Source organism: Klebsiella sp. HC6, assembly GCF_022605325.1.
GTDB classification, from domain to species: domain Bacteria; phylum Pseudomonadota; class Gammaproteobacteria; order Enterobacterales; family Enterobacteriaceae; genus Klebsiella; species Klebsiella terrigena.
The window spans coordinates 2,522,801-2,549,241 of sequence record NZ_CP093276.1; the positions used below are offsets into that span (position 1 = coordinate 2,522,801).

Here is a 26,441-nt window from a genome sequence, read left to right on the forward strand (position 1 = left end):
GCGATGGCGCCGCCCGAAGCAGACTGCCGAATTAAGGAATATACATGTTAAGCATTAAAGATTTGCAGGTATCCGTTGACGATAAAGAGATCCTGCGCGGGTTGAACCTCGATATCCGACCCGGAGAAGTTCACGCCATTATGGGGCCCAACGGCTCCGGGAAAAGCACGCTCTCCGCAACGCTCGCCGGGCGGGAAGACTACGAGGTGACCGGCGGCAGCGTTGAGTTTAAGGGCAAGGATCTGCTCGAGCTCGCGCCGGAGGATCGCGCGGGGGAAGGGATCTTTATGGCCTTCCAGTATCCGGTGGAAATTCCGGGCGTCAGCAACCAGTTTTTCCTGCAAACGGCGCTGAACGCGGTGCGCCGCTATCGCGGGCAGGAGCAGCTGGATCGCTTCGATTTTCAGGATCTGATGGAAGAGAAAATTAAGCTGCTGAAGATGCCGGAAGACCTGCTGACCCGCTCGGTCAACGTCGGCTTCTCCGGCGGAGAGAAAAAGCGCAACGACATTCTGCAGATGGCGGTGCTGGAGCCGGAGCTGTGCATTCTCGATGAGTCCGACTCGGGGCTGGATATCGACGCCCTGAAGATCGTATCTGACGGCGTTAACGCGCTGCGCGACGGCAAGCGTGCGTTTATTATCGTCACCCACTACCAGCGTATTCTCGACTATATCAAGCCTGATTACGTCCACGTGCTGTACCAGGGGCGGATCGTCAAATCCGGCGACTTCACCCTGGTCAAACAACTGGAGGAGCAGGGCTATGGCTGGCTTACCGAACAGCAGTAACGCGCTGCAGCAGTGGCACCACCTGTTTGAAGAGCAGGCTGAGCTGAGAACGCCGGAAGCGCACCAGCACCTGCAGCAGGCGCTGCGCCTGGGGCTGCCGACGCGTAAGCATGAACACTGGAAATATACCCCGCTGGATGCGCTGCTTGGCGGCACCTTTGTTGCCCCGCAGCCCGAGGCGCTAACCGAGGCGCAACGGGACGCGCTGGCGCTCTCCGTCGACGCCTGGCGGCTGGTGTTTATCGATGGCCGCTACAGCGAAGCGCTGAGCGACGCGCTGGGCGACAGCGGTTACGAAGTGAATATCGATAACCAGCGTCAGGCGCTGCCCGACGCGCTGCAGCCGGAGCTGTTTCTGCACCTGACCGAAAGCCTGGCGCCGACGGTGACCCGCATTCGCGTGAAGCGCAACCAGCGCCCCGCGAGGCCGTTGCTGATTATGCACGTGACGCGCGGGCTGGCGGGCGAAGAGATGAACACCGCGCACTACCGGCATCATCTGGAGCTGGAGAGCGGCGCGGAGGCGACGATTATGGAGCACTACGTCAGCCTCAACGAACAGCGCCATTTCACCGGCGGACGGCTGACCGCCGCGGTGGCGGATAACGCCCATCTGCAGCATATCAAGCTGGCGTTTGAAAATGCCCAGAGCTACCACTTTGCCCACAACGACCTCTCTCTGGGCCGCGATGCGTCGGCCTTTAGCAGCAGCTTCCTGCTCGGCGGCGCGGTGCTGCGCCAGAATACCAGCGTGCAGCTGCGGGGTGAGAATAGCAACCTGCGGATCAACTCGCTGGCGATGCCGGTCAAAAACGAGGTCTGCGACAGCCGCACCTGGCTGAACCATGATGTCGGCTACTGCAATAGCCGCCAGCTGCATAAAACCATCGTCAACGACAAAGGCCGGGCGGTATTTAACGGCCTGATTAACGTTGCGCCGAACGCGATAAAAACCGACGGCCAGATGACCAACAACAATCTGCTGCTGGGCCGGCTGTCGGAGGTGGATACCAAGCCACAGCTGGAGATTTACGCCGATGACGTCAAGTGTAGCCACGGCGCCACCATCGGGCGCATCGACGACGAACAGCTGTTTTACCTGCGCTCGCGTGGCATTACCCAGCAGGCGGCGCAGCACATGATCCTGTACGCTTTCGCCGCCGAGCTGACGGAAGCCATCGGCGACGTGGCGCTCAGGCAGCAAATTCTCGCGCGCATCGGCCAGCGTTTACCGGGGGAGACAGCATGACATTTTCTGTTGAACGAGTCCGCGCAGATTTTCCGCTGCTCGGCCGGGAGGTCAACGGCCAGCCGCTGGTCTATCTGGACAGCGCCGCCAGCGCGCAAAAGCCGGAGGCGGTGATTCGCGCCGAGGCGGAGTTTTACCGTCACGGCTATGCCGCCGTGCATCGCGGTATTCACACTCTCAGCGCGGAGGCGACGACGCGCATGGAGCAGGTTCGCCAGCAGGCGGCAACCTTCCTCAACGCGCGCTCAGCGGAGGAACTGGTCTTCGTTCGCGGCACCACCGAAGGCATCAACCTGGTTGCCAATAGCTGGGGCAACGCCAACGTGGGGGCCGGGGATAACATCATCGTCAGCGCCATGGAGCATCACGCCAATATCGTTCCGTGGCAGCTGCTCTGTGCCCGGGTGGGCGCCGAGCTGCGGGTGATCCCGCTCAATTCGGACGGAACCCTGCAGCTGGATGCGATACCGGGCCTGTTAGACGCGCGCACCCGGCTGCTGGCCATCACCCAGGTCTCTAACGTGCTGGGCATTGAAAACCCGGTGCCGGCGCTGATCGCCCTGGCGCATCAGCACGGTGCCAGGGTGCTGGTGGACGGCGCTCAGGCGGTGATGCATCACGCGGTGGACGTCCAGGCGCTGGACTGCGACTTCTACGTCTTCTCCGGACACAAGCTGTACGGCCCGACCGGGATCGGGATCCTCTACGGTAAAGCGGACCTGCTGGATGAGATGCCGCCTTGGGAAGGGGGCGGTTCGATGATCGCCACCGTCAGCCTGACCCAGGGCACCACCTGGGCAAAAGCGCCGTGGCGCTTTGAGGCCGGGACGCCAAATACCGGCGGAATTATCGGGCTTGGCGCGGCGCTGGAGTACGTCAGCGCGCTGGGGCTGGCGCAGATCGGCGAATATGAACAGACCCTGATGCGCTACGCGCTGCAGGAGCTGACAAAAGTGCCGGACCTTATCGTCTACGGCCCATCTCAGCGGCTCGGGGTGATAGCCTTTAATCTCGGGGCGCACCACGCCTACGACGTCGGCAGCTTCCTCGATAACTACGGCATTGCCATCCGCACCGGCCATCACTGCGCCATGCCGCTGATGGACTTCTTTAGCGTACCGGCGATGTGTCGGGCGTCGCTGGCGATGTACAATACCACGGAAGATGTGGATCGGCTGGTCGCAGGACTACAGCGCATTCACAAGCTATTAGGCTAAAGGAAGCAATCATGGCGGCGTTACCGGAAAAAGAGAAACTGCTGCGCAACTTCAGCCGTTGCGCGAACTGGGAAGAGAAGTACCTCTATATTATTGAGCTTGGCCAGCGGCTGGTGCCGCTGAGCGCCGAGGAGCATACGGCGCAAAATATTATCCAGGGCTGCCAGAGCCAGGTATGGATTGTTATCGAGCAGAGCGAATCGGGCGTGCTCGCGCTGCGCGGCGATAGCGATGCGGCTATCGTCAAGGGGCTCATCGCCGTGGTGTTTATCCTCTATGACCAGATGACGGCCAAGGATATCACCGCCTTTGACGTTCGCCCGTGGTTTGAAAAGATGGCGCTGACTCAGCACCTTACGCCATCGCGGTCGCAGGGGCTGGAGGCCATGATTCGCGCAATTCGCGCGAAAGCCGCAAATCTTAGCTAGAATAAACAGGTAGATTTCATTCTGTTACGTTCGGTGGGAACGCGTTTCCCGCCGATATACAGATCCTGGCGTTTTATTAGCGAAAGAAGGAATCTCAGTATGAAACGCGCGACTCTCCTCACGATATCCCTTCTGACGGCCCTGAGCGCTCAGCACGGCGCCTGGGCGGTAGATTACCCACTTCCTCCTGCTAACAGCAGGATCATTGGTCAAAATCAATTCTGGACGGTACAGGAGGGGGATCGCAACCTGCAGGCGATTGCTCGTCATTTTGATACCGCGGCAATGCTGATCCTCGAAGCTAACGATACGCTGGCGCCGGTGGAGCCTAAACCGGGCACCCAGGTGCTGATCCCGTCGCAGATGCTGCTGCCCGACACGCCTCGGGAGGGGATTGTGGTGAACCTGGCGGAGCTGCGGCTGTACTACTTCCCGCCGGGGCAAAATTTGGTTCAGGTCTATCCGCTCGGCATTGGCCAGCTTGGCCTGGAAACGCCGGAGATGACCACCCGCGTTGGGCAGAAGATCCCCAATCCAACCTGGACTCCGACGGCGGGCATCCGCGCCCGCTCGCTGGAGAAAGGGATTAAGCTGCCGCCCGTTATCCCGGCGGGGCCAAATAACCCTCTGGGACGCTATGCGCTGCGCCTGGCGTACGGTAACGGCGAATACCTCATCCACGGCACCAACGCGCCGGACAGCGTTGGCCTGCGGGTCAGCTCCGGCTGTATGCGCATGAACGCCGCCGACATTCAGGCGCTCTTTAGCCAGGTGAAGACCGGAACGCCGGTACGCATCATCAATCAGCCGGTGAAGTTTGCGGTTGAGCCGGACGGCAGGCGCTACGTCGAGGTACACCGGCCGCTGTCGCAGGATGAAAGCGGCAATACCCGCACCATTGCCTATACGCTGCCGGCGGAATTCCATCAGTTTTCCGGCGATAAGTCCGTTGATGAGGCGCAGCTGAAGCGCGCGCTGTCGAGACGAGCGGGCTATCCGGTGGTGGTTTCTGGCGGTGAGCAGAGCAGTGCTGGAGGGGCGGTATCGAATTTGTCGGTGCAGAATGCGCCGGTGGATGAGAGCAAAAGAGTGCAGTAAATCGGGGAGAGCAGGACAAAAAAAATGGCGCACAATGTGCGCCATTTCTATTACACAGGCACTATTACTTACGGTATTTAGTAGCCTGGTTGTCCAGACGCTGGTTAGCGCGTGCTGCGTCATCTTTAGCAGCCTGAACGTCGGAACGCATTGCGTTCACGTCGTTGCTCAGCTGGTCAACTTTAGCGTTCAGAGTCTGAACGTCAGAAGACAGCTGATCGATTTTAGCATTGCTGGAGCAACCAGCCAGCAGAGTAGAACCCAGGATTACCGCGCCCAGTACCAGTTTAGTACGATTCATTATTAATACCCTCTAGATTGAGTTAATCTCCATGTAGCGTTACAAGTATTACACAAACTTTTTTGGGATGAGAATATTTTTTTACGGTAATACGCCTATTTTTGATCGTTCGCTCAAAGAAACAACGAATTTGGAGGATTAGTTTAAAAAGCCGTGTGAAAACAGGACGCTTCCATCGGATTCATCTTAGATAATCTCTTATTAAATAGTAAATTCCGATTTGCATTTTTATTAAGAGCAGCTAGGGATTGAATAAAAAAAAAGCGCCTCAGGGAGGCGCCTTTAAAAAAACAGGTATTAGCCTGTAAATTATTACAGCACGTGCACGGATGCGGTATTGGTTGTTCCGCTCGGGACCAGCGCACCGGAGACCATCACAACGACGTCGCCTTTACGCGCCAGACCGCTCTGCAGGGCCAGCTCTTTGCCCAGACGGTAGAAGTCGTCGGTAGAGGCCAGCTGCTCAACCAGCTGCGGTACCACGCCTTTGGTCAGCACCAGCTGACGGGCGGTGGTCTGGTTGGTGGTCAGCGCCAGGATGGTGGCATCCGGGAAGTATTTACGCACGGCGCGAGCGGATTTACCGCCCTGGGTAGCGACGACGATCAGCGGCGCTTCCAGTTTTTCGGCGGTCTCAACGGCACCACGGCAAACGGCTTCGGTGATGCGCAGCTTGCGGTTGTCGTTGTTGAACTCCAGACGGCTGGTCATCACGCGGTCGGTACGCTCGCAGATGGTCGCCATGATAGTGACGGCTTCCAGCGGGTATTTACCTTTGGCCGATTCGCCGGAGAGCATCACGGCGTCGGTGCCGTCGAGGATGGCGTTAGCAACGTCGCCGGCTTCCGCACGGGTCGGACGCGGGTTCTTGATCATGGAGTCCAGCATCTGGGTCGCGGTGATAACCACTTTGCGAGCGCGGATACATTTTTCGATGATCATTTTCTGGGCGAAGATAACTTCTTCAACCGGGATTTCAACGCCCATGTCACCGCGAGCAACCATGATGCCGTCAGAGGCTTCAAGGATTTCGTCGAAGTTGTTCAGGCCTTCCTGGTTTTCGATCTTGGAGATGATCTGGATGTTGTCGCCGCCGTTAGCCTTCAGGTGCTCGCGGATTTCTACCACGTCAGAACGCTTACGGATAAAGGATGCGGCAACAAAGTCAACGCCCTGTTCGCAGCCGAAGATCAGATCCTGTTTGTCTTTCTCAGCCAGCGCCGGCAGAGCGATAGAGACGCCCGGCAGGTTAACGCCTTTGTTCTCGCCGAGGTCGCCGTTATTCAGCACTTTACAGATAACGTTTTTACCTTCGATGGCGGTCACTTCCATGCCGATCAGACCATCGTCAACCAGTACGGTATTGCCTACGGAGAGGTCAGAGGTAAAACCTTCATAGGTAACGGCGACGATTTCGTTGTTGCCGACCACGGATTTGTCAGTGGTGAAGGTGAAGGTCTGGCCCGCTTTCAGGGAGACGTCGTTGCCGCCTTCCAGCTTGATGGTGCGAATTTCCGGACCTTTGGTATCCAGCAGGATAGCGGCGGTTTTACCGGTTTTGCTCACCACATTGCGCAGGTTCTGGATGCGCTGACCGTGTTCAGCATAGTCGCCGTGAGAGAAGTTCAGACGCATGACGTTCATGCCCGCGTCCAGCATCTTGGTTAACATCTCTTCGGATTCGGTTTTCGGACCGATGGTGCAAACGATTTTGGTCTTTTTCATGAAGGTATTAGTCTTTAAGTTGTGAAGGATTGGGGAATCTCGCTCCGTGGGCGCAGTGCCGTGGAGTCAAACCTGTATTGCGAAAGTTGCTATGGCACGCTCTAAGGATAGGTGACAACAAAAAAGCGTGCAGAAGAATGTGTGCTGGCGGTTCAGCCCATGAAAAGAGGCAATTTTGTATGCTTTTAGTCATGCAGTCCAATGTGCTGAAACCATTCAAGAAAGATTCGGTGTGCATTATACGACGATGAAACAAAAAAGGAAAATGAAAACAACGTTTCATTTTTCGTTATACTAACGCAACAAAACTCACACCAATTTCAATCTTATCTGCAACACAAATTTTCGCCAGTCGCTAAGCTAAATCGGCCCCGACGCGCGGTTTTTACCGCGGTTTTGTTACGGAAATTCGCCATTAGCGAAGAAACTGCGGGCTGGTTTGATTTATACGGAAAACATATCAATAATGATTTGATTGATAATGATAATTTGTGAGCGAAATTCGATGGGAAACCGAGCGAAAGACGACGAGTTGTACCAGGAAATGTGCCGGGTGGTGGGGAAAGTGGTGCTCGAGATGCGCGATCTCGGCCAGGAACCGAAACATATCGTGATTGCCGGCGTCGTGCGCACCGCGCTGGCGAATTCAAAAATCGCCCGCTCTGAGCTGACGCATGAAGCGATGACCCGGGTTATTCACGCCTTATCCGGACATGAATAACGCCGACGACCGCGCTTCAGGCTTCAGGAGATAACGAAGCGCACCACCGCTTTTACCGCGATATCGCAGTGGTGGGCGACCATCGCTTCATCGTCGATTTCCGGCAGCGGATCGTCGAGGTAGAGGCTGCTGAAGGTGTAGAAATTCGAGACCTGATAAAAGCTAAAGCTGCTGATCAGCCGATGGACGTCCCGCGCCTCGAGCCCGGCCTGAAAAATTCCCTGCTGCTGCCCGCGCTGGAGAATGTCCTCCAGAATGGACAGGGCGGTTCGGTTCAGCGGTTTTAGCTGCCCGGACGCCTGCAGCCACTTCCCGCGCTGCATATTCTCCATACAGATCACGCGCATAAAGTCCGCGTGGGTCGCGTGATAGCGCACGCTCCACTTCACCAGCTGAACCAGCGCCTCAACCGGAGGAAGCTGCTCCAGCCCGAGCTGCTGCTCCGTCTCGCGGATGCGGGCGTAGACGTGCTGCAGAACCGCCTGATACAGCTGCTCTTTACTTTTGAAGTAGTAGACCACCATCCGCTTGGTGGTCTGCGCTTCGACGGCAATCTGCTCCATCCGCGCCCCCGAAAGCCCGTGTTCGGCAAATACGGCAATCGCGGCGGCGAAGATCCGCTCTTTCAGGGATTGTGCTTCATCGTGAGCAACCACGGACATAACCACTCCTTTTTTCTGAGAGACAAAAAATACACATAACGATCACAATTTAGCAACCTTGTGTGGCGTGAATGAACCAAATGATACATATTCAGGGCTCACGTCCGCTGATGACACGAGGATCTATGCTGCGCTCAATCGCCACCGTCTCGATTTCCGGTACCTTACCTGAAAAGCTTCACGCCATTGCCGCTGCGGGTTATCAGGGCGTCGAAATCTTCGAAAACGATCTGCTCTATTATACGGGCACGCCGGCGGATATTCGTAACCTGGCGGCTGATTTAGGGCTAAAAATCACGCTTTTTCAACCCTTTCGCGATTTTGAAGGCGCCAGCCGCGCGCAGTTTGCGGCCAATCTGGCGCGCGCGAAACGAAAATTCGCGCTGATGCATGAGCTCGGCTGCGACACTATGCTGCTGTGCAGCAACGTACAGCCGGACTGCTCCGCCGATATCGCCCTGCAGGTGGCGGATTTACGCGCCCTGGCGGATCTGGCGGAGCAGGAGGGCATTATCGTCGGCTATGAGGCGCTGGCCTGGGGGACTCACGTTAACCTCTGGCATCAGGCATGGGAGCGGGTAAAAGCGGTGAACAGCCCGGCAATGGGCATCGTACTCGACAGCTTCCACATCCTGGCGCGCGGCGACGATCTGGCGCGGCTCCACGAGGTACCGGTGGATAAAGTCACCTTCCTGCAGCTTGCCGACGCGCCGCTGATGAAGATGGATGTCCTCGAATGGAGCCGCCATTTCCGCTGCTTCCCCGGCCAGGGGCAGCTGCCGCTGGTGGATTATGCATGCGAGCTGACCCGCTGCGGCTATCGCGGCCCGTGGTCGCTGGAGATCTTTAACGATGGTTTTCGCGCCTCGCCGAACGGCGCGACGGCGAAGGACGGCTACCGTTCGCTGCTGTGGCTGGAGGAGCAGACCCGGCGCCGGCTGGCGAGCAGCGATGCGGCGCTGTTTGATGCGCCGGAGCCTGCGCACTACGCCGGGCTGGAGTTTATTGAGTTTGCCGCCAGCCCCTCCGAGGCCAAAGCTCTCGGCCAGCGCCTGGCGCAGCTGGGTTTTCAGCAGGAGGGCCAGCATCGTTCGAAACAGGTGGCGCTGTGGCGTAACGGGGCGGCAAGAGCCGTCGTCAACTTTCAGCCGCACAGCTGGGCCGACCATTTTTACCAGCGCCACGGGATCTCGCTGTGCGCGATGGCCCTTGGCGTCAGCCGCAGCGCGCCGATTATTGCCCGCGCTCGCGCCTACGGCTACGCCACCTGGCAGGGCGACGCCGGGCCGAATGAAAGCCCGATCCCGGCGGTTTGTGCCCCGGACGGCAGCCTGATTTATCTGATTGAGCACGGGGACGATATCTATGCCCGCGATTTCCACCTGCAGCCGTCAGCGGCCGTACGCGATGATTACGGCGGCATCGATCACCTGGCGCTCGGGATGGAGGCGGACAGCCGCGATAACTGGATTATCTTCTTCCGCACGGTGTTCGGCTTTACGCTCGAACACGAACAGACGCTGCCGGACCCGTACGGTCTGGTGCGCAGTCTCGCGGTGCACAGCCCGCAGGGCAACGTCCGCCTGGCGCTAAATATTTCTCAAAGCCGCGCGACGCAGATTGCCCGCTCCGTTGCCTGTTATCAGGGCGCGGGGCTGCAGCATGCGGCCTTCGCCTGCCGGGACCTGCCGGTCACCCTCGATAGCCTGCCTGAGGTCTCCCTCGACGCGCTGCCGATCCCGGCAAACTACTACGAGGATTTAGCGGCGCGCTTTGGCACCGACGAGCGCGTGGCGCTGTTCAAACGTCTGCAGATCCTCTACGACCGCGATGGTCAGGGCGGTGAATTCCTGCATCTCTACACCCGACCGTTCTCATCGGGGCGCTTTTTCTTTGAATTAACCGAAAGACGCTGCGGCTACGCGCTCTACGGCGCGGCAAACGCGGCGGTACGTCTTTCGGCGATGCAGTACGGCTAGTTTGTATCAAATGGTTCATTAAGTGCGTATCCCCCATACAATAACAACATTCATCTGCACCCCACGCACCGCATCATTCGCGCTGCGCTAAGGCGGCAACGTGCCTGCCGTCCGCGCAAAAAGCGCGGGTGATAACGTGTCTATGACAGGAAACGACTATGAGTTCTTATAGCCATAACCACGCGGCGACGGCAGAGACCGCGACCACCGCTCGCCGCTCCCGGCGGCGGATCGGGATCCTTTCGCTGCTGGCCGTCGGTACGATGATTAACTACCTTGACCGCACGGTATTAGGCATTGCGGCCCCCAGCCTAACCTCCGAGCTCGGCATCGATGCTGCGGTGATGGGGATCGTCTTCTCCGCCTTCGCCTGGACCTACGCGCTGGCGCAAATCCCCGGCGGCCTGTTTCTCGACCGCTTCGGCAACAAGGTGACCTATTTCCTGTCGTTGACCCTGTGGTCGCTGTTTACCCTGTTTCACGGCATGGCGGTTGGCCTCAAGACGCTGCTGCTTTGCCGTTTTGGCCTTGGGGTCAGCGAAGCGCCGTGCTTTCCGGTCAACAGCCGGGTAGTGAGCGCCTGGTTTCCCCAGCAGGAGCGGGCCAAAGCCACCGCGGTGTATACGGTGGGCGAATATCTTGGGCTGGCCTGCTTCTCGCCGCTGCTGTTCTGGATCATGGGCAGCTTCGGCTGGCGGACGCTGTTTATCAGCGTCGGCGCGGTCGGGGTGCTTTTTGCGCTGGTGTGGTGGCGCTGCTACCGCGAGCCGCACGAGGATAAGCAGCTGAGCCCGCAGGAGCGTGACCATATCGCCAGCGGCGGCGGCATGACTACCGCGACGCAGCAGCGGATGGTCTTCAGCTGGCCGCTGGTCCGCCAGCTGCTCGGCAAGCGGCAGATCCTCGGCGCCAGCATCGGTCAGTTTGCCGGCAATACGGTACTGGTCTTTTTCCTGACCTGGTTCCCAACCTACCTGGCGACCGAGCGCCACATGCCGTGGCTGAAGGTGGGTTTCTTCGCCATCCTGCCGTTCCTCGCCGCCGCCGGCGGGGTGATGTTCGGCGGCTGGGTCTCCGACAGGCTGCTGAAGGCCACCGGCTCGGCGAACCTCGGGCGCAAGCTGCCTATCGTTGCCGGCCTGCTGATGGCCAGCACCATTATCTCCGCCAACTGGCTGACCAGCGATCTGGCGGTGATCCTCGTGATGTCCTTCGCCTTCTTTGGTCAGGGCATGGTCGGCCTCGGCTGGACGCTGATTTCCGATATCGCCCCGCAGGGGCTGGGCGGGCTGACCGGCGGGCTGTTCAACTTCTGCGCCAATCTGGCCGGGATCCTCACGCCGCTGATTATTGGCTTTATCGTCGCGGCCTTCGGCAGCTTCTTCTACGCGCTGGTCTATATCGGCGGCGCGGCGCTGCTCGGGGTGGTGGCGTATCTGTTTATTCTCGGCGACGTCAAACGCATCGAGCTGGCAAAATAAGGAAAGGGATAGAACATGGTGATTAGTGGCAACACGCGGCTGATAGCCCATCTTGGCTATCCAACCGCCAGTTTTAAGGCGCCGATGATTTATAACCCGTGGCTGGCAAACCAGCAGGTGGACGTTAAAGTGGTGCCGATGGGGGTCAAACCGGAGGATTATGCCGCCTTTATCGCGCCGCTGTTCTCGATGACCAACATCGTCGGCGCGCTGGTCACCATGCCGCACAAGATTGCCACCTGCGGCCTGGTGCAGCATCTCAGCCCGGCGGCGGCCATTGCCGGGGCGTGTAACGCCATTCGCCGCGAGGCCGACGGCAGCCTGAGCGGGGATATGTTTGACGGCGACGGCTTCGTCCTTGGCATCCGCCGCAAGGGCTTTCAGCCCCAGGGCGCGCGGGCGCTGGTGGTCGGCTGCGGCGGCGTCGGTTCGGCGATCGCCGCGTCGCTGGCGGCGGCGGGGGTCAGGGCCCTGACGCTCTACGATAGCCATCCGCAGGCAGCGCAGGCGCTGGCCGGGCGCCTGCTGCAGCACTATCCGGCGCTGGATCTCAGCCTGATGCAGCGCGATCCGCAGGGGCATGACCTGGTGGTCAACGCCACGCCGCTGGGCATGAAGGCCGACGACCCGCTGCCGCTGGATCCGCAGCGGATGTCGCCCGCCTGCTGGGTGGGAGAAGTGGTGATGACCCACGAAATGACGCCGCTGCTGCGGGCGGCGCAGGCGCGGGGCTGCGCGATCCAGCGCGGTACCGACATGCTGTTTGAGATGATCCCCGCCTATTTGCGCTTTTTCAATTTACCGGTGGCGACGCCGGAGCGGCTGCGGGAGCTGGCGGAAATTCGCTACTGAAACGCACTCGGGCCGGTTACCATAGCCACCATTTCCGGACTTGAGCGAGAGATCTATGACACCGCGAATCGTTCTGCTGGCGGCGGGGAGCCTGAAAGGCGCCTTTGTCCCGCTGCTGGCGCGTTTTCAGCAGGTTACCGGCATTGAGGTCGAGGCGCATTTTGCTCCCGCGGGCCTGCTGCGCGAGCGAATTGAGGCCGGGGAGCGCTGCTCGGTTTTCGCCTCCGCCAACGGCCAGCATCCGCAGGCGCTGCGGCAGGCGGGTCTGGCGGGCGAGTGCCGGGCGTTTGCCGCTAACCGGCTGATGCTCACCGTACGACGAACCGCCGCCGGCGAGGAGGCCGACTGGCTGACGCTGCTCCGCGACCCGCAGCTGCGCCTGGCGACCTCAACGCCGGGCTGCGATCCCTCCGGCGACTACACCTGGCAGCTGTTCGCACGAATTGAGGCCAGCTATCCGGGAGCCGGACGGGAGATGATGGCCCGCGCCCGGCAGCTGGTGGGAGGAAGAGACTCGCTAAAGGTCCCGCCGGGCAGCACGGCGGCAGCCTGGCTGATTGGCGAAGGGCTGGCCGACCTGTTTATCGGCTACGCCCACTACGCCAGCCAGATGCCGGCCGGCGACGCGCTGCGCTGCGTTGTCATTCCGCCGCCGTGGAACGTGCGCGCCGACTACTACCTGGCACCAATCGACGAGAGCGCCGAGGCGCAGCGGCTCTGCCGCTTTATTCTCGGCGACGAGGGGCAGGGCTTCCTGCGCGCGGCGGGCTTTTTGCCGTTCAGCGGCGGATCGTAAACTGCGGCGCCAGCAGCGGCACGGCCGAGCCGGGGTGGTCGATTTTGCGGACCGGTAAACCGTAGGCGCGCTGCAGATTGGCTTCGCTCAGCACCTCGGCGGACTCGCCCGCCAGCCATTCGCCGTCGGGCAGCAGGAGTAAGGTGTGGCTGGCTATCTGCAGGGCGTGGGTCGGATCGTGGGTGGTGAACAGCACCGTTCGCGTCTGGCGATGCGCCAGATCGCTAATCAGCTGCAGCACCACCTGCTGGTTGGCGAGATCCAGCGCCGAACAGGGCTCGTCGAGCAGGATATTCTGGCTGGCGCCCACCAGCGCGCGGGCGATCAATACCAGCTGCTGCTGGCCGCCGGAGAGCGCGCTAAAGGCGGCGGCCGCCAGATGCGCAATTCCCAGCTGGCGCAGCGCCTCCTGCACCTGCCGTCGGTCCTCGGCGCCGGGCTGGGCAAACAGATCGACGTGGCGAGCCCGGCCCATCAGAACCACCTCCTGCACCTGCCAGCTGAACGCCGGGCGAAAAGATTGCGGCACGATGGCGGTGCCGCCGATCGATTCAAACCGGCCGCCGAGCGGCGCCAGCACGCCGGTCAGCGTATCAAGCAGCGTGCTTTTTCCGCGCCCGTTAGCGCCCAGGATCGCCCAGACTTCGCCGGAGCGGCAGCGCAGGCTAAGCGGGGCAAACAGCGGCTGACGATGACCATAGAGCAGCTGCGTCAGGCTAAGGGAGACTTCCATCAGGCGGTTCCTCGACGACGGGAATGGAAAAGCAGCCAGCTAAACAGCGGCGCGCCGAGCAGGGCGGTGATAATCCCGATCGGGATCTCTGCCTGAGTTAAGGTGCGGGCCAGGCTGTCCACCACCACCATAAAGCCGCCGCCGAGCCAGAAGGCGGTTGGCAGCAGGCGTCGATGGTCGGCGCCGACCAGCAGACGCGCAAGGTGCGGGATAACCAGCCCGACCCAGGCGATGCTGCCGCTGACCGCCACCTGCGCGGCCACCAGCACGGCGCAGCAGACCAGCACGCTGCGCCGCAGCGCGGCGACCGAGACCCCCAGCCCGCGGGCGTCCTTCTCCTCCAGCGCCAGCAGGTTAATCCGCCAGCGCAGCCGATAGAGCAGGGTTGCGGCGGCGATAATCGGCAGCGCCATCAGCAGCACCTTATGCCAGTTGGCGGTGGCGAAGCTGCCCAGCAGCCAGAAGACGATATTCGGCAGCGTCTCTTCGCTATCGGCCAGATACTGCATCAGGCTGACCAGGGCGGCAAAAAAGCCGCTGAGAATAATCCCCGAGAGGATCAGCACCAGGGTATTTTCCCGCCCCTGCAGCGCGGCAATCAGGTACACCAGCATCAGCGCCAGCAGGCCAAACCCGAACGTCGAGGCCATCATCAGCAGCGTGTCGAGGCCTAAGAGGATCGCCAGGGTTCCGCCGAAGGCGGAGCCGGAGGTCACGCCGATGATATGCGGGTCGACCAGCGGGTTTTGAAAGACCCCCTGCAGCGTGGCCCCGCACAGGCCCAGCGCGCCGCCGGCCAGCAGCGCCATCACCACCCGCGGCAGGCGCACCGACCAGACGATCTGCCCGGCCACGCCGTCGGCGGGCGACAGGTGGCCCAGCTGGCGAAAGACCTCGCCGAGGCTCAGCGGATACTGGCCTAAACAGAGTGAGGTCACGGCAATCAGCAGCGTTGCCAGCGCCAGTCCACCCTGCAGCAGGGCCGGATGACGATTACTGAGCATCCGGCGTCCATTTTACGCGGTAGAAGCGCTGGTAATAGTCCTGCGCCCTGGCGTCGACGTCGACGGTGCTATAGCGGGACGGATAGAGCTTTTTCGCCATCCACAGTTCGCCGATCGCCAGCGCTTCCGGCATCGGGTAGCCCCAGGCCTTGGCGTATTCCGGCATCAGCCACACGCGATGGTTTTTCACCGCGTCGATCCCCTGCCACTGCGGGTCGCTGGTTATTTGTTTTACCACTTCCGGATAGCGATCCTGGACAAAAATCACCTGCGGGTTCCACTGCAGCACCTGCTCCAGCGAGACCTGACGCGCGCCCTTCACCGAGGCGGCCGCCACGTTCAGGGCCCCCGCGTGCTTCATCATCAGGCCGGTATACTTCCCGGAGCCGTAGGTATTGAGATCGGGGTTAGCCATATAGACCCGCACCCGCTGGCCGTCGGGAATGTCGGCCACCGGGGCGTTGGCCTGCGCCCGGGCGCTATAGGTGTAGCGAATCAGCTCTTCCGCCTCGGCCTTGCGATTAACCACCTCGCCAATCAGGCGAATACCCTGTTTCAATCCTTCGCTATAGGCCTGCTCTTCGTCGGCCATCGACGGGTTCATTTTGTTCTTTTCACCGTCGGCGTCCTGGCGCAGCGACACGGCGACGACCGGGATCCCGGCATTCTGGATCTGCTGGATCATCGCCTGGGGCGCGTAGTTGGCGACGAACACCACCTGCGGGTGCAGCGCCAGCAGGCTTTCGATATTGACCTGGGTTAAATCCCCCGGCGTTGGCAGCCCTTCGATGGCGGGCATAAAGCGCGCAAAGGCCGGGCCGAGCTGCTTTTTCCAGCTGCTCATGACGCCGACAACGTCGTCGGCGGCGTTAAGCTGCACCAGCAGGTTCAGGGTCTGGTGCTGGAGCACGACGACGCGGTTAACGCGATCGGGCAGCGTGACTTCGCGCCCGGTCTGGTCGGTGAGGGTGCGATCGGCAAAGGCGTTCGCGGCGAACAGCGTGCTGGCAACCAGCGTCAGGCTGAGTAAGAAACGAGGTAGTGTGGACATAAGCGGCTCGGTTAGAGAGTAAAGAATCGTTGTGCATTAAAATATATAGCGTTGGCGGAAGCAACGCTAAACGTCGCGTATACCCCTTAAGATCAAGATGTTTTGACGCATGCTCCCGCGGACGGGCCGCCTTGCGCATCCGCCGACTTTGGCATACGGTAAATCATCATTAATTCATTTTGCCGCCATCATGTCCTTTCAATCCCGGTTATTAAGCGCTATTCCCGGCATCCGCCACGCCTTCCTCGACGTGCACGAGACCGCCGCCTTTCCCTACGCTGAGATGGCGCCGGTTAAGCTGGTGCACGGCAACGTTGTCCATCACTATCGGGCCCCGTTGGCGGAACGGCCGCACGCCGACGCGGTGTTCACCGCCCTGAGCGGGCAGAAAGTGGGAGTGGTGACCGCGGACTGTCTGCCGATGCTGATGGCCTCCCGCGACGGGCGCTACGTCTGCAGCGTCCATGCCGGCTGGCGCGGGGCGGCGAGCGGGATCGTCGAAAACAGCCTGGCGCTGTTCCGCGAGCATCGGGTGGCACCGAAGGAGGTAGTGGTGGCGATCGGGCCGCATATCCAGGCCTGCTGCTATGAAGTCTCCGGCGAATTTTATCAGACCCTGCTGACGATGCCGGCGGGGGCGCTGGCGCGGCGGCATCGCGACCGCCTGTTCCATCGGCGCCCCGCGCAGCCTGCCAGGGCGGAGCAGGCTCGGGGGACGGAGGCGGAGAGTTTGTGGTTCGATCTGCGGGCTTTTGCCGGGCTGCTGCTGCAGCGCGCCGGCGTGGCGGATGAAAACGTCGAGTGGCTGGGCAGCTGCACCTACTGCACGCCGCAGACGCTGGGCTCCTTCCGCCGGCGCACCCATTTCCCGGCAGCGAAAAGCTTCCAGTACTCGTGGATTATGCGTGCGCCCGCTGCGTAAACGCGGCAGCGCCGGCTAGCGCACCCTAAAGCCGTGGGTGGCGTCGCGCGCCAGCTGATCGACGAGCCCGAACTCCCAGTCAAGATAGGCCTGCATCGCCTCGGGAGAGTTATCCGTTCCCTCATACGGGCGGCGATAGCGATCGCCGGGTTCGCTCGCCAGGCGCGTATTGCCCCGCTCCAGCGGCAGGTCCGCCGCGATCCACGCCTGCGTGCCGCCGCGCAGCAGCTCTACCGGCTTACCGGTGAGCGCCGCGACTTCGGTGACAGCGTAACGCGCAAGCAGGCTGCTGCCGCAGGTAAGCACGTAGCGCTCGGCGGGCGGGATCGCCTCCAGCGCCTGCCTGAGTTCGGAGCGCACCAGCCACCAGGCGCCGGGAATATGCCGCGCCGCGTAGTTGGCGCTGGTGGTGAAATCCAGCACCGCGGTGCCCGGTTCATTCAGCAGCTCCGCCAGCCGCTGGGGGGCGATCTCTTCCGCTACCGGGGCCGGCGGGACGCTGGCTGCCGGTACGCCGCGCTCGCTAAACTCTGCCAGATTAGCTTCGCGCAGCACCGCCACCTCCCAGCCCATCTGCGCCAGCCAGGAGGCGGTGATGGCCGCGCGAACGCCGTCATCGTCCAGCGCGACGATCCGCGCCCCGCGCACGCTGGCGTGGTGGTCGGTCTCCTGCACCAGCTGCCCACCGGGAGCGCTGAGGCTGCCGGGCAGGTGGCCGGCGGCGTACTCCTCCGGGCTGCGGACGTCGAACAGATAGGTGGTGCGGTCCTCCTGGCGCCGCCAGCGCTGCAGCGTAGTCTCATCAATAAACGCCACCCCGGCGCTTTCGGCCAGCGCGCGCACCTGCTGGCGCCGCGCCGTCGACGCCTGCCGCTCAGGGTCATAGCGCCGCTGCTGGCCGTGCTCCAGCGCTAATCCGGCCAGCGTCCAGCCGATGGTGCCGTTACGCAGGGCGTAGACCGGATTACGCACTCCGGCGTTGCGCAGCGACTGGGCGCCGATAATGCTGCGGGTGCGTCCCGCGCAGTTAACCACGATCGGCGTCTGCTCCGAGGTCACGAGGCCGTCAACCCGCAGCGCCAGCTCGCCGCCGGGAACGCTGATGCTGCCGGGAATGCTCATGGTCTGATACTCATCGAAGCGCCGGGCGTCGAGTACCACCACCGGCTGCGGGCCGTCAATCAGCGCCTGAACCTCCTGCGCGCTCAGCGAAGGCGTATGGCGCTGGCTCTCAACCAGCTCGCCAAACGCTTTGCTCGGGGAGTTGACGTCCTGAAACAGCTCTCCACCGCTGCGCTGCCAGCCTGCCAGCCCCCCGTCGAGCAGGGCAACGTCGCGGTAGCCCCAGCCGCGCAGGCGTTCGAGAGCGACTATTGCAAGGCCTTCACCGCTATCGTAAACGGTTATCGGCGTCGTCAGGCGCGGCACCCGGCGGCTTATTTCCAGCTCCAGCTTGCTGAGCGGCAGGTTTGCGGCGAACAGCGGATGCGCGGTGGCGAAGTGCGCTTCTTCACGCACGTCGATCAGCGCCAGCTCCGCGCCGTCGAGCAGCGCCTGGCGGATCTGTGCGGCCTGGCGTAAGGAGTGTTCGGGCATATTAATTATCCTTAGAGAGATCCCAGAGATTGGGTAAATGGCGGTTGGAGTAGCCGGAGATAAAGGGTTTGCTGACTCCTTCCGGGGTATACACGGCGCGCCTGACGGCGCCGATATTGCCGCCGTAAACGTGGATGCTGATCGATACCCTGTCCGCCAGCGCGTTGCTGACCCGGTGAATATCGCCGTCGCGGGCGGAGACTTTTTCGACCTCGCCGGGGGAGAGGCGCTGGGCGATACCGTCAGCCACCGGCGTGCCGGCGTCGTCGAGGCGGTAGCGCTGATTCTCCTCCGCCCCGCGCAGCATGCCGATCGCGCCCCACACCCGGTGGTCGTGGATCGGCGTCGACTGTCCCGGTCCCCAGACGAAGCTGACGATTGAAAAGCGCTGCCCGGAGTCGGCGTGCAGCAGATACTGCTGATAATGGTGGGGATGCGGCAGGGCGTACTCGTCCGGCAGCCAGTCATCCTGCTTTACCAGCGCCGCCAGCCGCAGGGCCACCGCGTCCAGCAGCGGCTCCGGCCGGCCGATCTCGCGATGCAGGACGTCAACGTCTTGAATAAAATGGCGTAATTTTTCCAGTCGGGATGTGCTCATCATCGGTTCCTGTCAGAGGGGCTGGTCAATACGCTAACAAAGGCGTTAATATTATTTAAATGCAATTTCCGCATATATTAATATGCAAAATAAACATTAAGAGTCTGGCGAGGCCGACTCTAAGGAATCTATGCGCATTGACGACATCGACGCCCTGCTAGCCACCGTACAGTTCTCCTCCCTGAATCAGGCGGCGGAATATCTGGGTATTACCCAGTCGGCGATCACCCGTCGCCTGCAGCGGCTGGAGCAGACGCTGAACGTGACCCTGCTGGAGCGGCAGACCCGGCCGCTGACCCTGACCGCCGCCGGGCATCGCGTCTACGAGCAGTGCCTGACCATCAAGCGGGAAACCAAAAAGCTCTACGGGCTGCTGGACCCGGAGGCGGAGCCGCGCGGGGTTCTGCGGCTTGGCCTGCCGCAGAGCGTGGCGGAAATCGGCCTCCAGCCGGCGCTGACGGCGCTGCGTCAGCAGTTCCCGCACCTTCAGCCGCAGGTGACCTGCGGCTGGAGCGCTCAGCTGCAGAAGCGTCTGGAGAGCGTCGAGCTTGACGGCGTGCTGGCGATGGGCCCGGCGCAGCAGGCCTTCGCGGAGGGCTACAGCGGGCGGCTGCTCTGTCCGCTGGATATCGTGGTGATTGCCGGCAGGAGCCTGCGTCTCTCCGCCGGGGCGCTGCGGGAGTGCGCGGCGCACGGCTGGGTGCTCAACCCCGACGGCTGCGGGCTGCGGGCGGGATTGATCCGCGAGCTGCAGGCCCAGGGGCTGCGGCTGCAGCTGAATACCGAGACCGCGGGGGCCCAGCTGCAGATTGGCCTGGTGGCGCAGGGGCTGGGATTGGGCATCGTCCCCCGGGCGGCGCTGGCGGCCAGCCCGTGGCGCGATGAGATTAGCATCCTGGCGTTAGCCGATTTCCAGCCCGCGGTCTGCCTGTGGCAAATCAGCGCCCAGAATTTGGCTAATCTCCAGCAGCCGCTGACTTTTTTTGCCGCCAAAATCGTGCAGCAGCTCGCTTCATTTGACTGAAAAATAGGTGTAATTTATCTAAATGCTGATTTAGCATATTAAGATATGATAAAAATGCATTTTGTTCATTAATCTCCGGTGTATAGGGTAACGATATTGCGCCGCCGCCGCGGCCGGCCCGTTACCCTGACCCAAGGAGTTTGTATGAGCATTCAGTTTCTCGGCATGATCGGCCACCGTCTTGCGTCCGAAACTATCGCCCCGGTAGGGCCGATTTTTGACCGCGACTATATCGTTCGTTTTGCTCAGGCGCACGAGGCCGCCGGCTTTGACCGGCTGCTGGTGGGGCATTGGTCCGATCAGCCCGATGGATTTCTGGTCACCGCCCTGGCCGGGCTGTCGACGCAAAAAATCAATTTTCTGCTCGCCCACCGCCCGGGTTTTGTTTCGCCAACCCTCGCCGCGCGAAAATTCGCCACCCTTGAGCATCTGCTCGGCGGCCGCCTCGCGGTGCACATTATCAGCGGCGGCAACGATGCCGAACAGCGCCGCGACGGCGACTATCTCAATCACGACCAGCGCTATGCGCGCACCGACGCCTTCCTTGAGACGGTACGCAAAATCTGGACCGCGGAGCAGCCGGTCGATATCGCCAATGAGTTCTACCAGGCCGAGCAGGCATGGTCGGCCATTCGTCCGCTGCAAAAGCCGCATATTCCGCTCTATTTTGGCGGCTCTTCAGAAGCCGCCATTCGGGTGGCCGGTAAGCACGCCGACGTCTTTGCCCTGTGGGGAGAGTCGCTGGGGCAAACCCAGGAGACGGTGAAGCGGGTGCGGGCTGAAGCGGCAAAACATCAGCGCGAAATTGATTTCAGCGTCTCCTTCCGGCCGATTATCGCCGACAGCGAAGCGCAGGCCTGGGAAAAAGCCGAGCATATTTTACACGTGGCCTCCGAGCGCGCGGCGCAGACCGACGGAGGATTTAAGGCCAAGCCGGAGAGCGTCGGCGCCCAGCGCCTGCGAGCGACGGCGGAGCAGGGAAACGTGGTGGATAAGCGCCTGTGGACCGGTATTGCGAAGCTGGTGGGCGGCGGGCATAACTCCACCGCGCTGGTGGGGACGCCGGAACAGGTTGCCGACGCGCTGCTCGACTACTACGACCTCGGGGTCCACAACTTCCTGATCCGCGGCTTCGACCCGCTCAACGATGCGCAGGAATATGGCAAAGCGCTGCTGCCGATCGCCCGCGAAAAGGCGGCGCTGCGGGCGGCTAAGGCGCGGGTATCGTGAGCTATCCTCCCCAGGCTCCGCCTCAGCCGGCGGCCAGCTGGCCGCAGCGGCTGACGGAGATCCGCCGGCAGATGGCGGAACGGGCGGCAGAACTTGACCGCAGCGGCGAGTTTCCCCGCCATAACCTCGACCTGCTGCACCGGGAGGGCTTTCTGAGCCTGGCGACGCCGCGGCGCTACGGCGGCGCGCAGGCGGACCTGCTGCAACTGCAGGAGGCGATTTCCGCCATCGCGTGGGGCGAGCCGGCGACGGCGCTGATCGTCTGCATGCAGTATCTGCACCATTTGCGGCTGGCGGAGAGCGAAGGCTGGGCGGAGCCGCTGCGCGAGCGGGTCTTTCGCGACGCCGTCGAACGCGGCGGCCTCATCAACAGCCTGCGGGTTGAGCCAGAGCTCGGCTCCCCGGCGCGCGGCGGCCTGCCGCAAACCGTCGCCGCCCGCACCGCGCAGGGCTGGCGGCTCAACGGCCACAAGCTCTACACCACCGGCGTTGAGGGGCTGAGCTGGCTGGCGGTCTGGGCGCGGAGCGATGACCCCGACCCGCTGGTGGGGACCTGGCTGGTGCCGGCTAAAAGTGACGGCGTCACTATCGTCAGGAGCTGGGATCACGCGGGAATGCGCGCCACCGGCAGCCATGAAGCGATCTTCAGCAACGTGCTGCTGGCGCCGGAGAGCGCGGTGGAGACCTGGCCCGCGGCGACGCCGCCGGAGCCGAATGCCGAACAGACGCGGCTGTTTGCCAACCGCCACGCGGCGCTGCTGGCGGCAATTTACGACAGCGTCGCCCGCGCCGCGCGCGACTGGCTGCTGGGCTGGCTGCGTTCGCGTATCCCCGGAAGCCTTGGGCAGCCGCTGAGCCAGCTGCCGCGGGTGCAGGAAAAAGTCGGGCAGATCGACAGCGCGCTGCTGACCAACCGCTGCCTGCTGCAGCGGGCGGCCGCGCTGGAGTTTACCGCCGCTGAAGCCAATCTGGCGAAGGTGACCATCACCGACAACGCCATTCTGGCGGTAGGCCAGGCGCTGGAGCTCACCGGCAATCACGGGCTCAGCCGCCAGCATCCTCTGGAGCGCCACTACCGCAACGTGCTGTGCGGGCGGGTGCACACGCCGCAGAGCGACAGCGCCTGGCAGGCGGCGGGTAAACAGGCTTTTCAACTATAAGGATAATCACCATGCGCGAACGAAAGAGAACACCTTTAGCCGCGGCGCTAATGCTGCTGGCGCTGAGCGGCTATGCGGCGGCGCAGGAGCGCGTCACGCTGCGCATTGCCGATCAAAAAGGCGGCATGCGCTCGCAGCTTGAAGCCGCGAATGCGCTGCAGAACCTGAATTACGACATTAAGTGGGCGGAGTTTCCCGCCGCCGCGCCGCTGGCCGAAGCGCTGAACGCCGGTGCGGTTGATGCCGGGATTATCGGCGATGCGCCGCTGCTGTTCGCCCTCGCCAACGGCGCGCCGGTAAAAGCGATCGCCGTCGATAAGAGCAACCCCGCCGGCACCGCGGTGCTGGTCCCGCCGGGCAGCCTGCTGAAAAGCGCGGCGGACCTAAAGGGCAAACGCATCGCTACCGGGAAGGGGTCCATCGGCCACTTTGTCGCCCTCAAAGCGCTGGAGCAGGCGGGGATATCGCCCAGGGACGTGCAGTGGGTCTTCCTCGGTCCGGTTGATGCCAAAGTGGCATTGCTCAACGGGTCGGTGGATGCCTGGGCGACCTGGGAGCCCTACACCACCCAGCTGGTGAAAACCGCTGAGGGGCAAATTCTGGTCAGCGGCAAGGGGCTGCTGCCCGGCAATACCTTCCTTGCTGCCACCGACGCCAGCCTCAAGGACCCGGCTAAACGGGCGGCGCTGCAGGATTATCTGCATCGCCTGGCGGGAGCGGAGCGCTGGGCCTATGCCAATCTGGACAGCTACGGCAAAACCCTCGGGGAGATTATCCGTTTTCCAGCGGATATCGCCCGGGCGCAGTTCGCTAACCGGCAATCGCAGTGGCAGCGCCTGGACTCGCGCATCGTCGCCCAGCAGCAGGCCACCGCCGATTTTTATCAGGCCAACGGGCTGATCCGCGCCAGGCTGGACGTCACGCCGACCTTTGATGACGGCTTTACCGTGCCTGCACAAACCGCGCCTCAGGAGACCACGCCATGATCGAGACCTCTTTTTCCCGCCGCCGTTTTCTTCAGCTGAGCGCCGGTACGGCATTGGCGGCGACGGCCTGGCCGCTGTGGGCACACGATATGGCGGCGATGCCCGCAGAGGGCGAAAACCTGGCGCTGCGCCTGGCCGAACCGTACAAAATCAAGCTGGCGATCAACAAAAGCGCGGTGTGTCTTGCCCCGGTCGCGGTGGCCGAGCAGCAGAAGTTTTTCAGCAAGTACAACCTCGACGTCGAGTTCGTCAATTTTGGTAATTCGACCGACGTTCTGCTGGAGGCGATAGCCACCGGCAAGGCGGACGCCGGCGTCGGGATGGCGCTGCGCTGGCTGAAGGCGCTGGAGCAGGGTTTTGACGTCAAGCTCACCGCCGGGACGCACGGCGGCTGCCTGAATCTGCTGACGGCAAAAAATTCGCCGTTTGGCGGCCTGGAGAGCCTGAAAGGGCAGACTATCGGGGTGACCGATATGGCCGGCCCGGATAAAAACTTCTTCGCCATTTTGCTCAAGCGTCACGGGATCGACCCGCTCAGCGACGTGCAGTGGAAGGTGTATCCCGCCGATTTGCTGAGCGTAGCGCTTGATAAACGCGAGATTGCCGCCATCAGCGGCAGCGAACCCTTTAGCTATCGCCTGCTGGAGACCGGCAAGTATCAGCTGATCGCCAGCAATATGAGCGGGGATTACGCCAACCTCAGTTGCTGCGTACTGGGGGTGAGCGGATCGCTGGCGCGGGACCACAAGCCGGCGGCGGCCGCGCTGACCCAGGCCATTCTGGAGGCGCACAGCTACGCTTCGGCCCACCCGGAAAGCGTGGCGCAGACGTTTATGGCCCACGCGCTGAATACCAATGAGACCGAGGTCTCGGGGATCCTTCACGGCCAGGGCCACGGCCACCACGCCGTCGGCGAGGCGTTCGTCAAAGAGCTGACCCAGTACGCCATTGACCTGCAGCGGGTGCAGGTGATCAAGCCCGGGACCGATCCTCATCAGTTTGCGGAGAGTATTTATGCCAACGTATTCGCCTGAGCAGGCGCTGTCGCGGCCGCGGGCCAGCGGTCCGCTGTGGGCTGAAGGCCTGCTAGCCGCCGCGCTGTGGCTGGCGGGCGGGCTTTTTACCCTCAGGTGGCCGGATGCCGGGCGGCGCTGGCCCTACAGCGAAGGCTGGGCGATGGCGCAGTTCGCGATCGCCGGCGGGCTGCTGCTGCTGGCTCTGAGCTATCGCTACTGGCGCCAGCGGGGCGGGCGCCTGCAGCATGCCGGGAAATGGCTGGCGCTGCTGCCGGTGCTGTTCGGCCTGTGGGAGTGGCTGACGGCGAAATCCGCGATCCTGCCGGTACCGTTTTTTGCCCCGCCGCAGGCGCTGATCGAAGTGCTGTATGACGACTGGCCGCGCCTGCTGGATAGCCTGCTGCACTCGCTGGGCCTGCTGAGCCTCGGGGTGCTGCTCGGAACGTCCAGCGGCTTTATCAGCGGACTGGCCATCGGCTGGTCGCAGCGCATTGGCTACTGGCTGCATCCGGTACTGCGCCTGCTTGGGCCGGTGCCGTCAACGGCGCTGCTGCCGCTGTGTCTGTTTATCTTCCCTTCCAGCTTCGGGGCCAGCGTCTTTTTAATCGCCCTCAGCACCTGGTTTCCGGTCACCGTTTTGACGTGGTCCGGGGTGATGAGTATCGACAAAGCCTGGTACGACGTGGCGCGCACGCTGGGGGCCAGTCAGCGCTTTCTGATCCTGCGGGTGGCCATTCCCGCCGCGCTGCCGAACGTCTTCGTTGGGCTGTTTATGGGGTTAGGCGCCTCGTTTTCGGTGCTGATCGTCGCTGAGATGGTCGGCGTTAAATCCGGGATCGGCTTCTATCTGCAGTGGGCGCAGGGCTGGGCGGCCTACCCCAACATGTACGCCGCGCTGCTGGTGATGGCCTTTCTCTGTTCCGGCCTGATTAGCGGACTGTTTATTTTGCGCGACCGGCTGCTGAGCTGGCAGCGTGGAGGCATGACATGGTAACGACCACGACCACGGCCACGCCGGCCGGTGCGGCCATCGACATCTCCCGTCTGAGCCACGCCTTCGCGCTGGGTAGGCAGACGGTGCCGGTGCTGGAGAATATCAGCCTGCAGTTGCGCCCCGGAGAGAGCGTGGCGCTGCTGGGGCCGTCCGGCTGCGGGAAATCCACCCTGCTGCGGCTGCTGGCGGGGCTGGAGGCGCTGCAGAGCGGGCAGGTGCAGATCGATGACCGCCGCATGGGGGCTCCGGGGCCGGAGCGGATCCTGGTGTTTCAGGACCCGACCCTCTATCCGTGGCTGACGGTGCGGCAAAACGTGCTGCTCGGGCCCCAGGCGCAGGGGAGGAAAGGGCTGGAGCCAAAGGCCGACGCGCTGATTGCGCGGATGGGGCTGGAGGCGTTTAGCGCCGCCTGGCCGCGTCAGCTCTCCGGCGGAATGGCCCAGCGGGCGGCGCTGGCGCGGGCGCTGCTCAACGAGCCGCGGCTGCTGCTGCTCGACGAACCCTTAGGCAAGCTGGATTCCCTGACGCGCATCGGCATGCAGCGCGAGCTGATCTCGCTCTGGCAGCAGCAGGGCTATACCAGCCTGCTGGTGACGCACGATATCGAAGAGGCGCTGCTGCTGTGTGAAAGAGTGCTGGTGATGTCGCCCCGTCCGGGGCGAATTATTGCCGAATTTACGCTGCCGCTGCCCTTCCCGCGACACCGCGATAATCCGCAGCTGGTCGGCCATCGACAGGACATTTTGCGCATCCTGGGCCAGGCGGAGGACTGGTAGGATTGGCGATGGGGAGTCTCTCCCGGGGGCAACCTTGCGCTGCGCCGGGAG

Annotated in this window: 27 protein-coding genes; 18 read left to right on the forward strand and 9 right to left on the reverse strand. The window is 62.4% G+C overall.

Annotated elements, in window-relative coordinates; translation table 11 throughout:
* The first annotated feature begins 44 nt into the window (after positions 1–44).
* The 5 genes from sufC to ldtE all read left to right on the forward strand — a co-directional run bounded on the left by sufC (position 45) and on the right by ldtE (position 4,783).
* Positions 45–791, forward strand: coding sequence for a Fe-S cluster assembly ATPase SufC (sufC, locus tag MMW58_RS12250; RefSeq protein WP_045858845.1), 747 nt, complete (start codon positions 45–47; stop codon positions 789–791).
* The gene (sufD, locus tag MMW58_RS12255) at positions 766–2,040 is read left to right on the forward strand and encodes a Fe-S cluster assembly protein SufD (RefSeq protein WP_045858843.1); all 1,275 of its coding nucleotides are present in this window, start codon (positions 766–768) and stop codon (positions 2,038–2,040) included. Before sufC ends, sufD begins: the two co-directional genes overlap by 26 nt.
* The gene (gene sufS, locus MMW58_RS12260) at positions 2,037–3,257 is read left to right on the forward strand and encodes a cysteine desulfurase SufS (RefSeq protein WP_241723466.1); all 1,221 of its coding nucleotides are present in this window, start codon (positions 2,037–2,039) and stop codon (positions 3,255–3,257) included. Before sufD ends, sufS begins: the two co-directional genes overlap by 4 nt.
* 11 nt (positions 3,258–3,268) lie before the next feature.
* The gene (sufE, locus tag MMW58_RS12265; RefSeq protein WP_241723467.1) at positions 3,269–3,685 is read left to right on the forward strand and encodes a cysteine desulfuration protein SufE; all 417 of its coding nucleotides are present in this window, start codon (positions 3,269–3,271) and stop codon (positions 3,683–3,685) included.
* A 99-nt stretch (positions 3,686–3,784) separates the two neighbouring features.
* Complete coding sequence (gene ldtE, locus MMW58_RS12270; RefSeq protein WP_133598192.1) at positions 3,785–4,783, forward strand: L,D-transpeptidase LdtE; 999 nt, start codon at positions 3,785–3,787, stop codon at positions 4,781–4,783.
* A gap of 64 nt (positions 4,784–4,847) precedes the next feature.
* On the opposite strand, the gene lpp is transcribed toward ldtE, so the two are convergent.
* The 3 genes from lpp to ynhH form a co-directional block, all read right to left on the reverse strand.
* Positions 4,848–5,084 (reverse strand): murein lipoprotein Lpp, encoded by a 237-nt coding sequence (lpp, locus tag MMW58_RS12275; protein ID WP_001082307.1) that lies wholly within the window; start codon positions 5,082–5,084, stop codon positions 4,848–4,850.
* A gap of 312 nt (positions 5,085–5,396) precedes the next feature.
* Positions 5,397–6,809 carry a pyruvate kinase PykF gene (gene pykF / locus MMW58_RS12280; RefSeq protein ID WP_076947623.1) on the reverse strand — a complete coding sequence of 471 codons (1,413 nt, stop codon included), beginning with the start codon at positions 6,807–6,809 and terminating at the stop codon, positions 5,397–5,399.
* 7 nt (positions 6,810–6,816) lie between these two features.
* The gene (ynhH, locus tag MMW58_RS30430; protein ID WP_421673175.1) at positions 6,817–7,092 is read right to left on the reverse strand and encodes a protein YnhH; all 276 of its coding nucleotides are present in this window, start codon (positions 7,090–7,092) and stop codon (positions 6,817–6,819) included.
* A 222-nt stretch (positions 7,093–7,314) separates the two neighbouring features.
* Between ynhH and fumD the strand changes: the two genes are divergently transcribed.
* Complete coding sequence (gene fumD, locus MMW58_RS12285; RefSeq protein WP_041146023.1) at positions 7,315–7,530, forward strand: fumarate hydratase FumD; 216 nt, start codon at positions 7,315–7,317, stop codon at positions 7,528–7,530.
* A 23-nt stretch (positions 7,531–7,553) separates the two neighbouring features.
* Here fumD and MMW58_RS12290 read toward each other — a convergent pair whose 3' ends face one another.
* Positions 7,554–8,192, reverse strand: a complete 639-nt coding sequence (locus MMW58_RS12290; RefSeq protein ID WP_045858829.1) for a TetR/AcrR family transcriptional regulator — start codon at positions 8,190–8,192, stop codon at positions 7,554–7,556.
* A gap of 125 nt (positions 8,193–8,317) precedes the next feature.
* Between MMW58_RS12290 and MMW58_RS12295 the strand changes: the two genes are divergently transcribed.
* The 4 genes from MMW58_RS12295 to MMW58_RS12310 all read left to right on the forward strand — a co-directional run bounded on the left by MMW58_RS12295 (position 8,318) and on the right by MMW58_RS12310 (position 13,300).
* Entirely contained in the window at positions 8,318–10,171 is a 1,854-nt protein-coding gene (locus MMW58_RS12295; RefSeq protein ID WP_241723468.1) for a bifunctional sugar phosphate isomerase/epimerase/4-hydroxyphenylpyruvate dioxygenase family protein, read from the forward strand.
* A 158-nt stretch (positions 10,172–10,329) separates the two neighbouring features.
* Positions 10,330–11,652, forward strand: coding sequence for an MFS transporter (locus MMW58_RS12300; RefSeq protein WP_133598188.1), 1,323 nt, complete (start codon positions 10,330–10,332; stop codon positions 11,650–11,652).
* 15 nt (positions 11,653–11,667) lie between these two features.
* Complete coding sequence (locus tag MMW58_RS12305; RefSeq protein WP_133598186.1) at positions 11,668–12,504, forward strand: shikimate dehydrogenase family protein; 837 nt, start codon at positions 11,668–11,670, stop codon at positions 12,502–12,504.
* A 55-nt stretch (positions 12,505–12,559) separates the two neighbouring features.
* Positions 12,560–13,300: a substrate-binding domain-containing protein gene (locus MMW58_RS12310; RefSeq protein ID WP_241723469.1), complete on the forward strand. Its 741-nt coding sequence runs from the start codon at positions 12,560–12,562 to the stop codon at positions 13,298–13,300.
* On the opposite strand, the gene MMW58_RS12315 is transcribed toward MMW58_RS12310, so the two are convergent.
* From MMW58_RS12315 to MMW58_RS12325, 3 genes are read right to left on the reverse strand one after another with little or no spacing between them, the layout of a single operon-like run.
* Positions 13,284–14,033: an ABC transporter ATP-binding protein gene (locus MMW58_RS12315; RefSeq protein ID WP_241723470.1), complete on the reverse strand. Its 750-nt coding sequence runs from the start codon at positions 14,031–14,033 to the stop codon at positions 13,284–13,286. The two genes, MMW58_RS12310 and MMW58_RS12315, sit on opposite strands and share 17 nt — an antisense overlap.
* The gene (locus MMW58_RS12320; protein WP_241723471.1) at positions 14,033–15,037 is read right to left on the reverse strand and encodes a FecCD family ABC transporter permease; all 1,005 of its coding nucleotides are present in this window, start codon (positions 15,035–15,037) and stop codon (positions 14,033–14,035) included. Before MMW58_RS12320 ends, MMW58_RS12315 begins: the two co-directional genes overlap by 1 nt.
* Positions 15,027–16,088: an ABC transporter substrate-binding protein gene (locus tag MMW58_RS12325; RefSeq protein WP_241723472.1), complete on the reverse strand. Its 1,062-nt coding sequence runs from the start codon at positions 16,086–16,088 to the stop codon at positions 15,027–15,029. The genes MMW58_RS12320 and MMW58_RS12325 overlap by 11 nt, the downstream gene beginning before the upstream one ends.
* 190 nt (positions 16,089–16,278) lie before the next feature.
* On the opposite strand from MMW58_RS12325, the gene MMW58_RS12330 reads away from it, so the two are divergent.
* Complete coding sequence (locus tag MMW58_RS12330; protein ID WP_241723473.1) at positions 16,279–17,010, forward strand: purine nucleoside phosphorylase YfiH/LACC1 family protein; 732 nt, start codon at positions 16,279–16,281, stop codon at positions 17,008–17,010.
* Between the two features lie 15 nt (positions 17,011–17,025).
* Here the strand turns inward: MMW58_RS12330 and MMW58_RS12335 are convergent, their stop codons facing one another.
* Both MMW58_RS12335 and MMW58_RS12340 read right to left on the reverse strand, forming a co-directional pair.
* Entirely contained in the window at positions 17,026–18,606 is a 1,581-nt protein-coding gene (locus MMW58_RS12335; RefSeq protein ID WP_241723474.1) for a rhodanese homology domain-containing protein, read from the reverse strand.
* A 1-nt stretch (position 18,607) separates the two neighbouring features.
* A complete protein-coding gene (locus MMW58_RS12340; RefSeq protein WP_133598172.1) occupies positions 18,608–19,204 on the reverse strand; it encodes a cysteine dioxygenase family protein in 597 nt (198 codons plus the stop codon).
* 130 nt (positions 19,205–19,334) lie between these two features.
* Here MMW58_RS12340 and MMW58_RS12345 point away from each other — a divergent pair, with 130 nt between their 5' ends.
* The 7 genes from MMW58_RS12345 (at position 19,335) to MMW58_RS12375 (ending at position 26,390) form a co-directional block, all read left to right on the forward strand.
* Positions 19,335–20,228, forward strand: a complete 894-nt coding sequence (locus tag MMW58_RS12345) for a LysR family transcriptional regulator (RefSeq protein ID WP_241723475.1) — start codon at positions 19,335–19,337, stop codon at positions 20,226–20,228.
* A 144-nt stretch (positions 20,229–20,372) separates the two neighbouring features.
* Positions 20,373–21,458: an LLM class flavin-dependent oxidoreductase gene (locus tag MMW58_RS12350; protein WP_241723476.1), complete on the forward strand. Its 1,086-nt coding sequence runs from the start codon at positions 20,373–20,375 to the stop codon at positions 21,456–21,458.
* A 71-nt stretch (positions 21,459–21,529) separates the two neighbouring features.
* On the forward strand, positions 21,530–22,618 hold the full coding sequence (locus tag MMW58_RS12355) for an acyl-CoA dehydrogenase family protein (protein WP_241723719.1): 1,089 nt from the start codon (positions 21,530–21,532) through the stop codon (positions 22,616–22,618).
* Between the two features lie 11 nt (positions 22,619–22,629).
* Complete coding sequence (locus MMW58_RS12360) at positions 22,630–23,604, forward strand: ABC transporter substrate-binding protein (protein ID WP_241723477.1); 975 nt, start codon at positions 22,630–22,632, stop codon at positions 23,602–23,604.
* Positions 23,601–24,638, forward strand: a complete 1,038-nt coding sequence (locus MMW58_RS12365; protein WP_241723478.1) for an ABC transporter substrate-binding protein — start codon at positions 23,601–23,603, stop codon at positions 24,636–24,638. The genes MMW58_RS12360 and MMW58_RS12365 overlap by 4 nt, the downstream gene beginning before the upstream one ends.
* Positions 24,619–25,614: an ABC transporter permease gene (locus tag MMW58_RS12370; RefSeq protein ID WP_133598162.1), complete on the forward strand. Its 996-nt coding sequence runs from the start codon at positions 24,619–24,621 to the stop codon at positions 25,612–25,614. Before MMW58_RS12365 ends, MMW58_RS12370 begins: the two co-directional genes overlap by 20 nt.
* The gene (locus MMW58_RS12375) at positions 25,608–26,390 is read left to right on the forward strand and encodes an ABC transporter ATP-binding protein (RefSeq protein WP_241723479.1); all 783 of its coding nucleotides are present in this window, start codon (positions 25,608–25,610) and stop codon (positions 26,388–26,390) included. Before MMW58_RS12370 ends, MMW58_RS12375 begins: the two co-directional genes overlap by 7 nt.
* The last annotated feature ends 51 nt before the right edge of the window (positions 26,391–26,441 follow it).

What these genes read in the sequence shown, in the direction of transcription:
- MMW58_RS12315 (WP_241723470.1), bottom strand. Translation starts at nt 14,033, where the DNA reads ATGGAAGTCTCCCTTAGCCTGACGCAGCTGCTCTATGGTCATCGTCAG.
- MMW58_RS12290 (WP_045858829.1), bottom strand. Translation starts at nt 8,192, where the DNA reads ATGTCCGTGGTTGCTCACGATGAAGCACAATCCCTGAAAGAGCGGATC.
- MMW58_RS12305 (WP_133598186.1), top strand. Translation starts at nt 11,668, where the DNA reads ATGGTGATTAGTGGCAACACGCGGCTGATAGCCCATCTTGGCTATCCA.
- ynhH (WP_421673175.1), bottom strand. Translation starts at nt 7,092, where the DNA reads ATGAAACGTTGTTTTCATTTTCCTTTTTTGTTTCATCGTCGTATAATG.
- MMW58_RS12355 (WP_241723719.1), top strand. Translation starts at nt 21,530, where the DNA reads ATGGCGGAACGGGCGGCAGAACTTGACCGCAGCGGCGAGTTTCCCCGC.
- MMW58_RS12350 (WP_241723476.1), top strand. Translation starts at nt 20,373, where the DNA reads ATGAGCATTCAGTTTCTCGGCATGATCGGCCACCGTCTTGCGTCCGAA.
- MMW58_RS12320 (WP_241723471.1), bottom strand. Translation starts at nt 15,037, where the DNA reads ATGCTCAGTAATCGTCATCCGGCCCTGCTGCAGGGTGGACTGGCGCTG.
- sufC (WP_045858845.1), top strand. Translation starts at nt 45, where the DNA reads ATGTTAAGCATTAAAGATTTGCAGGTATCCGTTGACGATAAAGAGATC.
- sufE (WP_241723467.1), top strand. Translation starts at nt 3,269, where the DNA reads ATGGCGGCGTTACCGGAAAAAGAGAAACTGCTGCGCAACTTCAGCCGT.
- MMW58_RS12300 (WP_133598188.1), top strand. Translation starts at nt 10,330, where the DNA reads ATGAGTTCTTATAGCCATAACCACGCGGCGACGGCAGAGACCGCGACC.
- sufS (WP_241723466.1), top strand. Translation starts at nt 2,037, where the DNA reads ATGACATTTTCTGTTGAACGAGTCCGCGCAGATTTTCCGCTGCTCGGC.
- MMW58_RS12345 (WP_241723475.1), top strand. Translation starts at nt 19,335, where the DNA reads ATGCGCATTGACGACATCGACGCCCTGCTAGCCACCGTACAGTTCTCC.
- MMW58_RS12330 (WP_241723473.1), top strand. Translation starts at nt 16,279, where the DNA reads ATGTCCTTTCAATCCCGGTTATTAAGCGCTATTCCCGGCATCCGCCAC.
- MMW58_RS12325 (WP_241723472.1), bottom strand. Translation starts at nt 16,088, where the DNA reads ATGTCCACACTACCTCGTTTCTTACTCAGCCTGACGCTGGTTGCCAGC.
- lpp (WP_001082307.1), bottom strand. Translation starts at nt 5,084, where the DNA reads ATGAATCGTACTAAACTGGTACTGGGCGCGGTAATCCTGGGTTCTACT.
- sufD (WP_045858843.1), top strand. Translation starts at nt 766, where the DNA reads ATGGCTGGCTTACCGAACAGCAGTAACGCGCTGCAGCAGTGGCACCAC.
- MMW58_RS12375 (WP_241723479.1), top strand. Translation starts at nt 25,608, where the DNA reads ATGGTAACGACCACGACCACGGCCACGCCGGCCGGTGCGGCCATCGAC.
- MMW58_RS12340 (WP_133598172.1), bottom strand. Translation starts at nt 19,204, where the DNA reads ATGAGCACATCCCGACTGGAAAAATTACGCCATTTTATTCAAGACGTT.
- fumD (WP_041146023.1), top strand. Translation starts at nt 7,315, where the DNA reads ATGGGAAACCGAGCGAAAGACGACGAGTTGTACCAGGAAATGTGCCGG.
- MMW58_RS12360 (WP_241723477.1), top strand. Translation starts at nt 22,630, where the DNA reads ATGCGCGAACGAAAGAGAACACCTTTAGCCGCGGCGCTAATGCTGCTG.
- MMW58_RS12365 (WP_241723478.1), top strand. Translation starts at nt 23,601, where the DNA reads ATGATCGAGACCTCTTTTTCCCGCCGCCGTTTTCTTCAGCTGAGCGCC.
- pykF (WP_076947623.1), bottom strand. Translation starts at nt 6,809, where the DNA reads ATGAAAAAGACCAAAATCGTTTGCACCATCGGTCCGAAAACCGAATCC.
- ldtE (WP_133598192.1), top strand. Translation starts at nt 3,785, where the DNA reads ATGAAACGCGCGACTCTCCTCACGATATCCCTTCTGACGGCCCTGAGC.
- MMW58_RS12295 (WP_241723468.1), top strand. Translation starts at nt 8,318, where the DNA reads ATGCTGCGCTCAATCGCCACCGTCTCGATTTCCGGTACCTTACCTGAA.
- MMW58_RS12370 (WP_133598162.1), top strand. Translation starts at nt 24,619, where the DNA reads ATGCCAACGTATTCGCCTGAGCAGGCGCTGTCGCGGCCGCGGGCCAGC.
- MMW58_RS12310 (WP_241723469.1), top strand. Translation starts at nt 12,560, where the DNA reads ATGACACCGCGAATCGTTCTGCTGGCGGCGGGGAGCCTGAAAGGCGCC.
- MMW58_RS12335 (WP_241723474.1), bottom strand. Translation starts at nt 18,606, where the DNA reads ATGCCCGAACACTCCTTACGCCAGGCCGCACAGATCCGCCAGGCGCTG.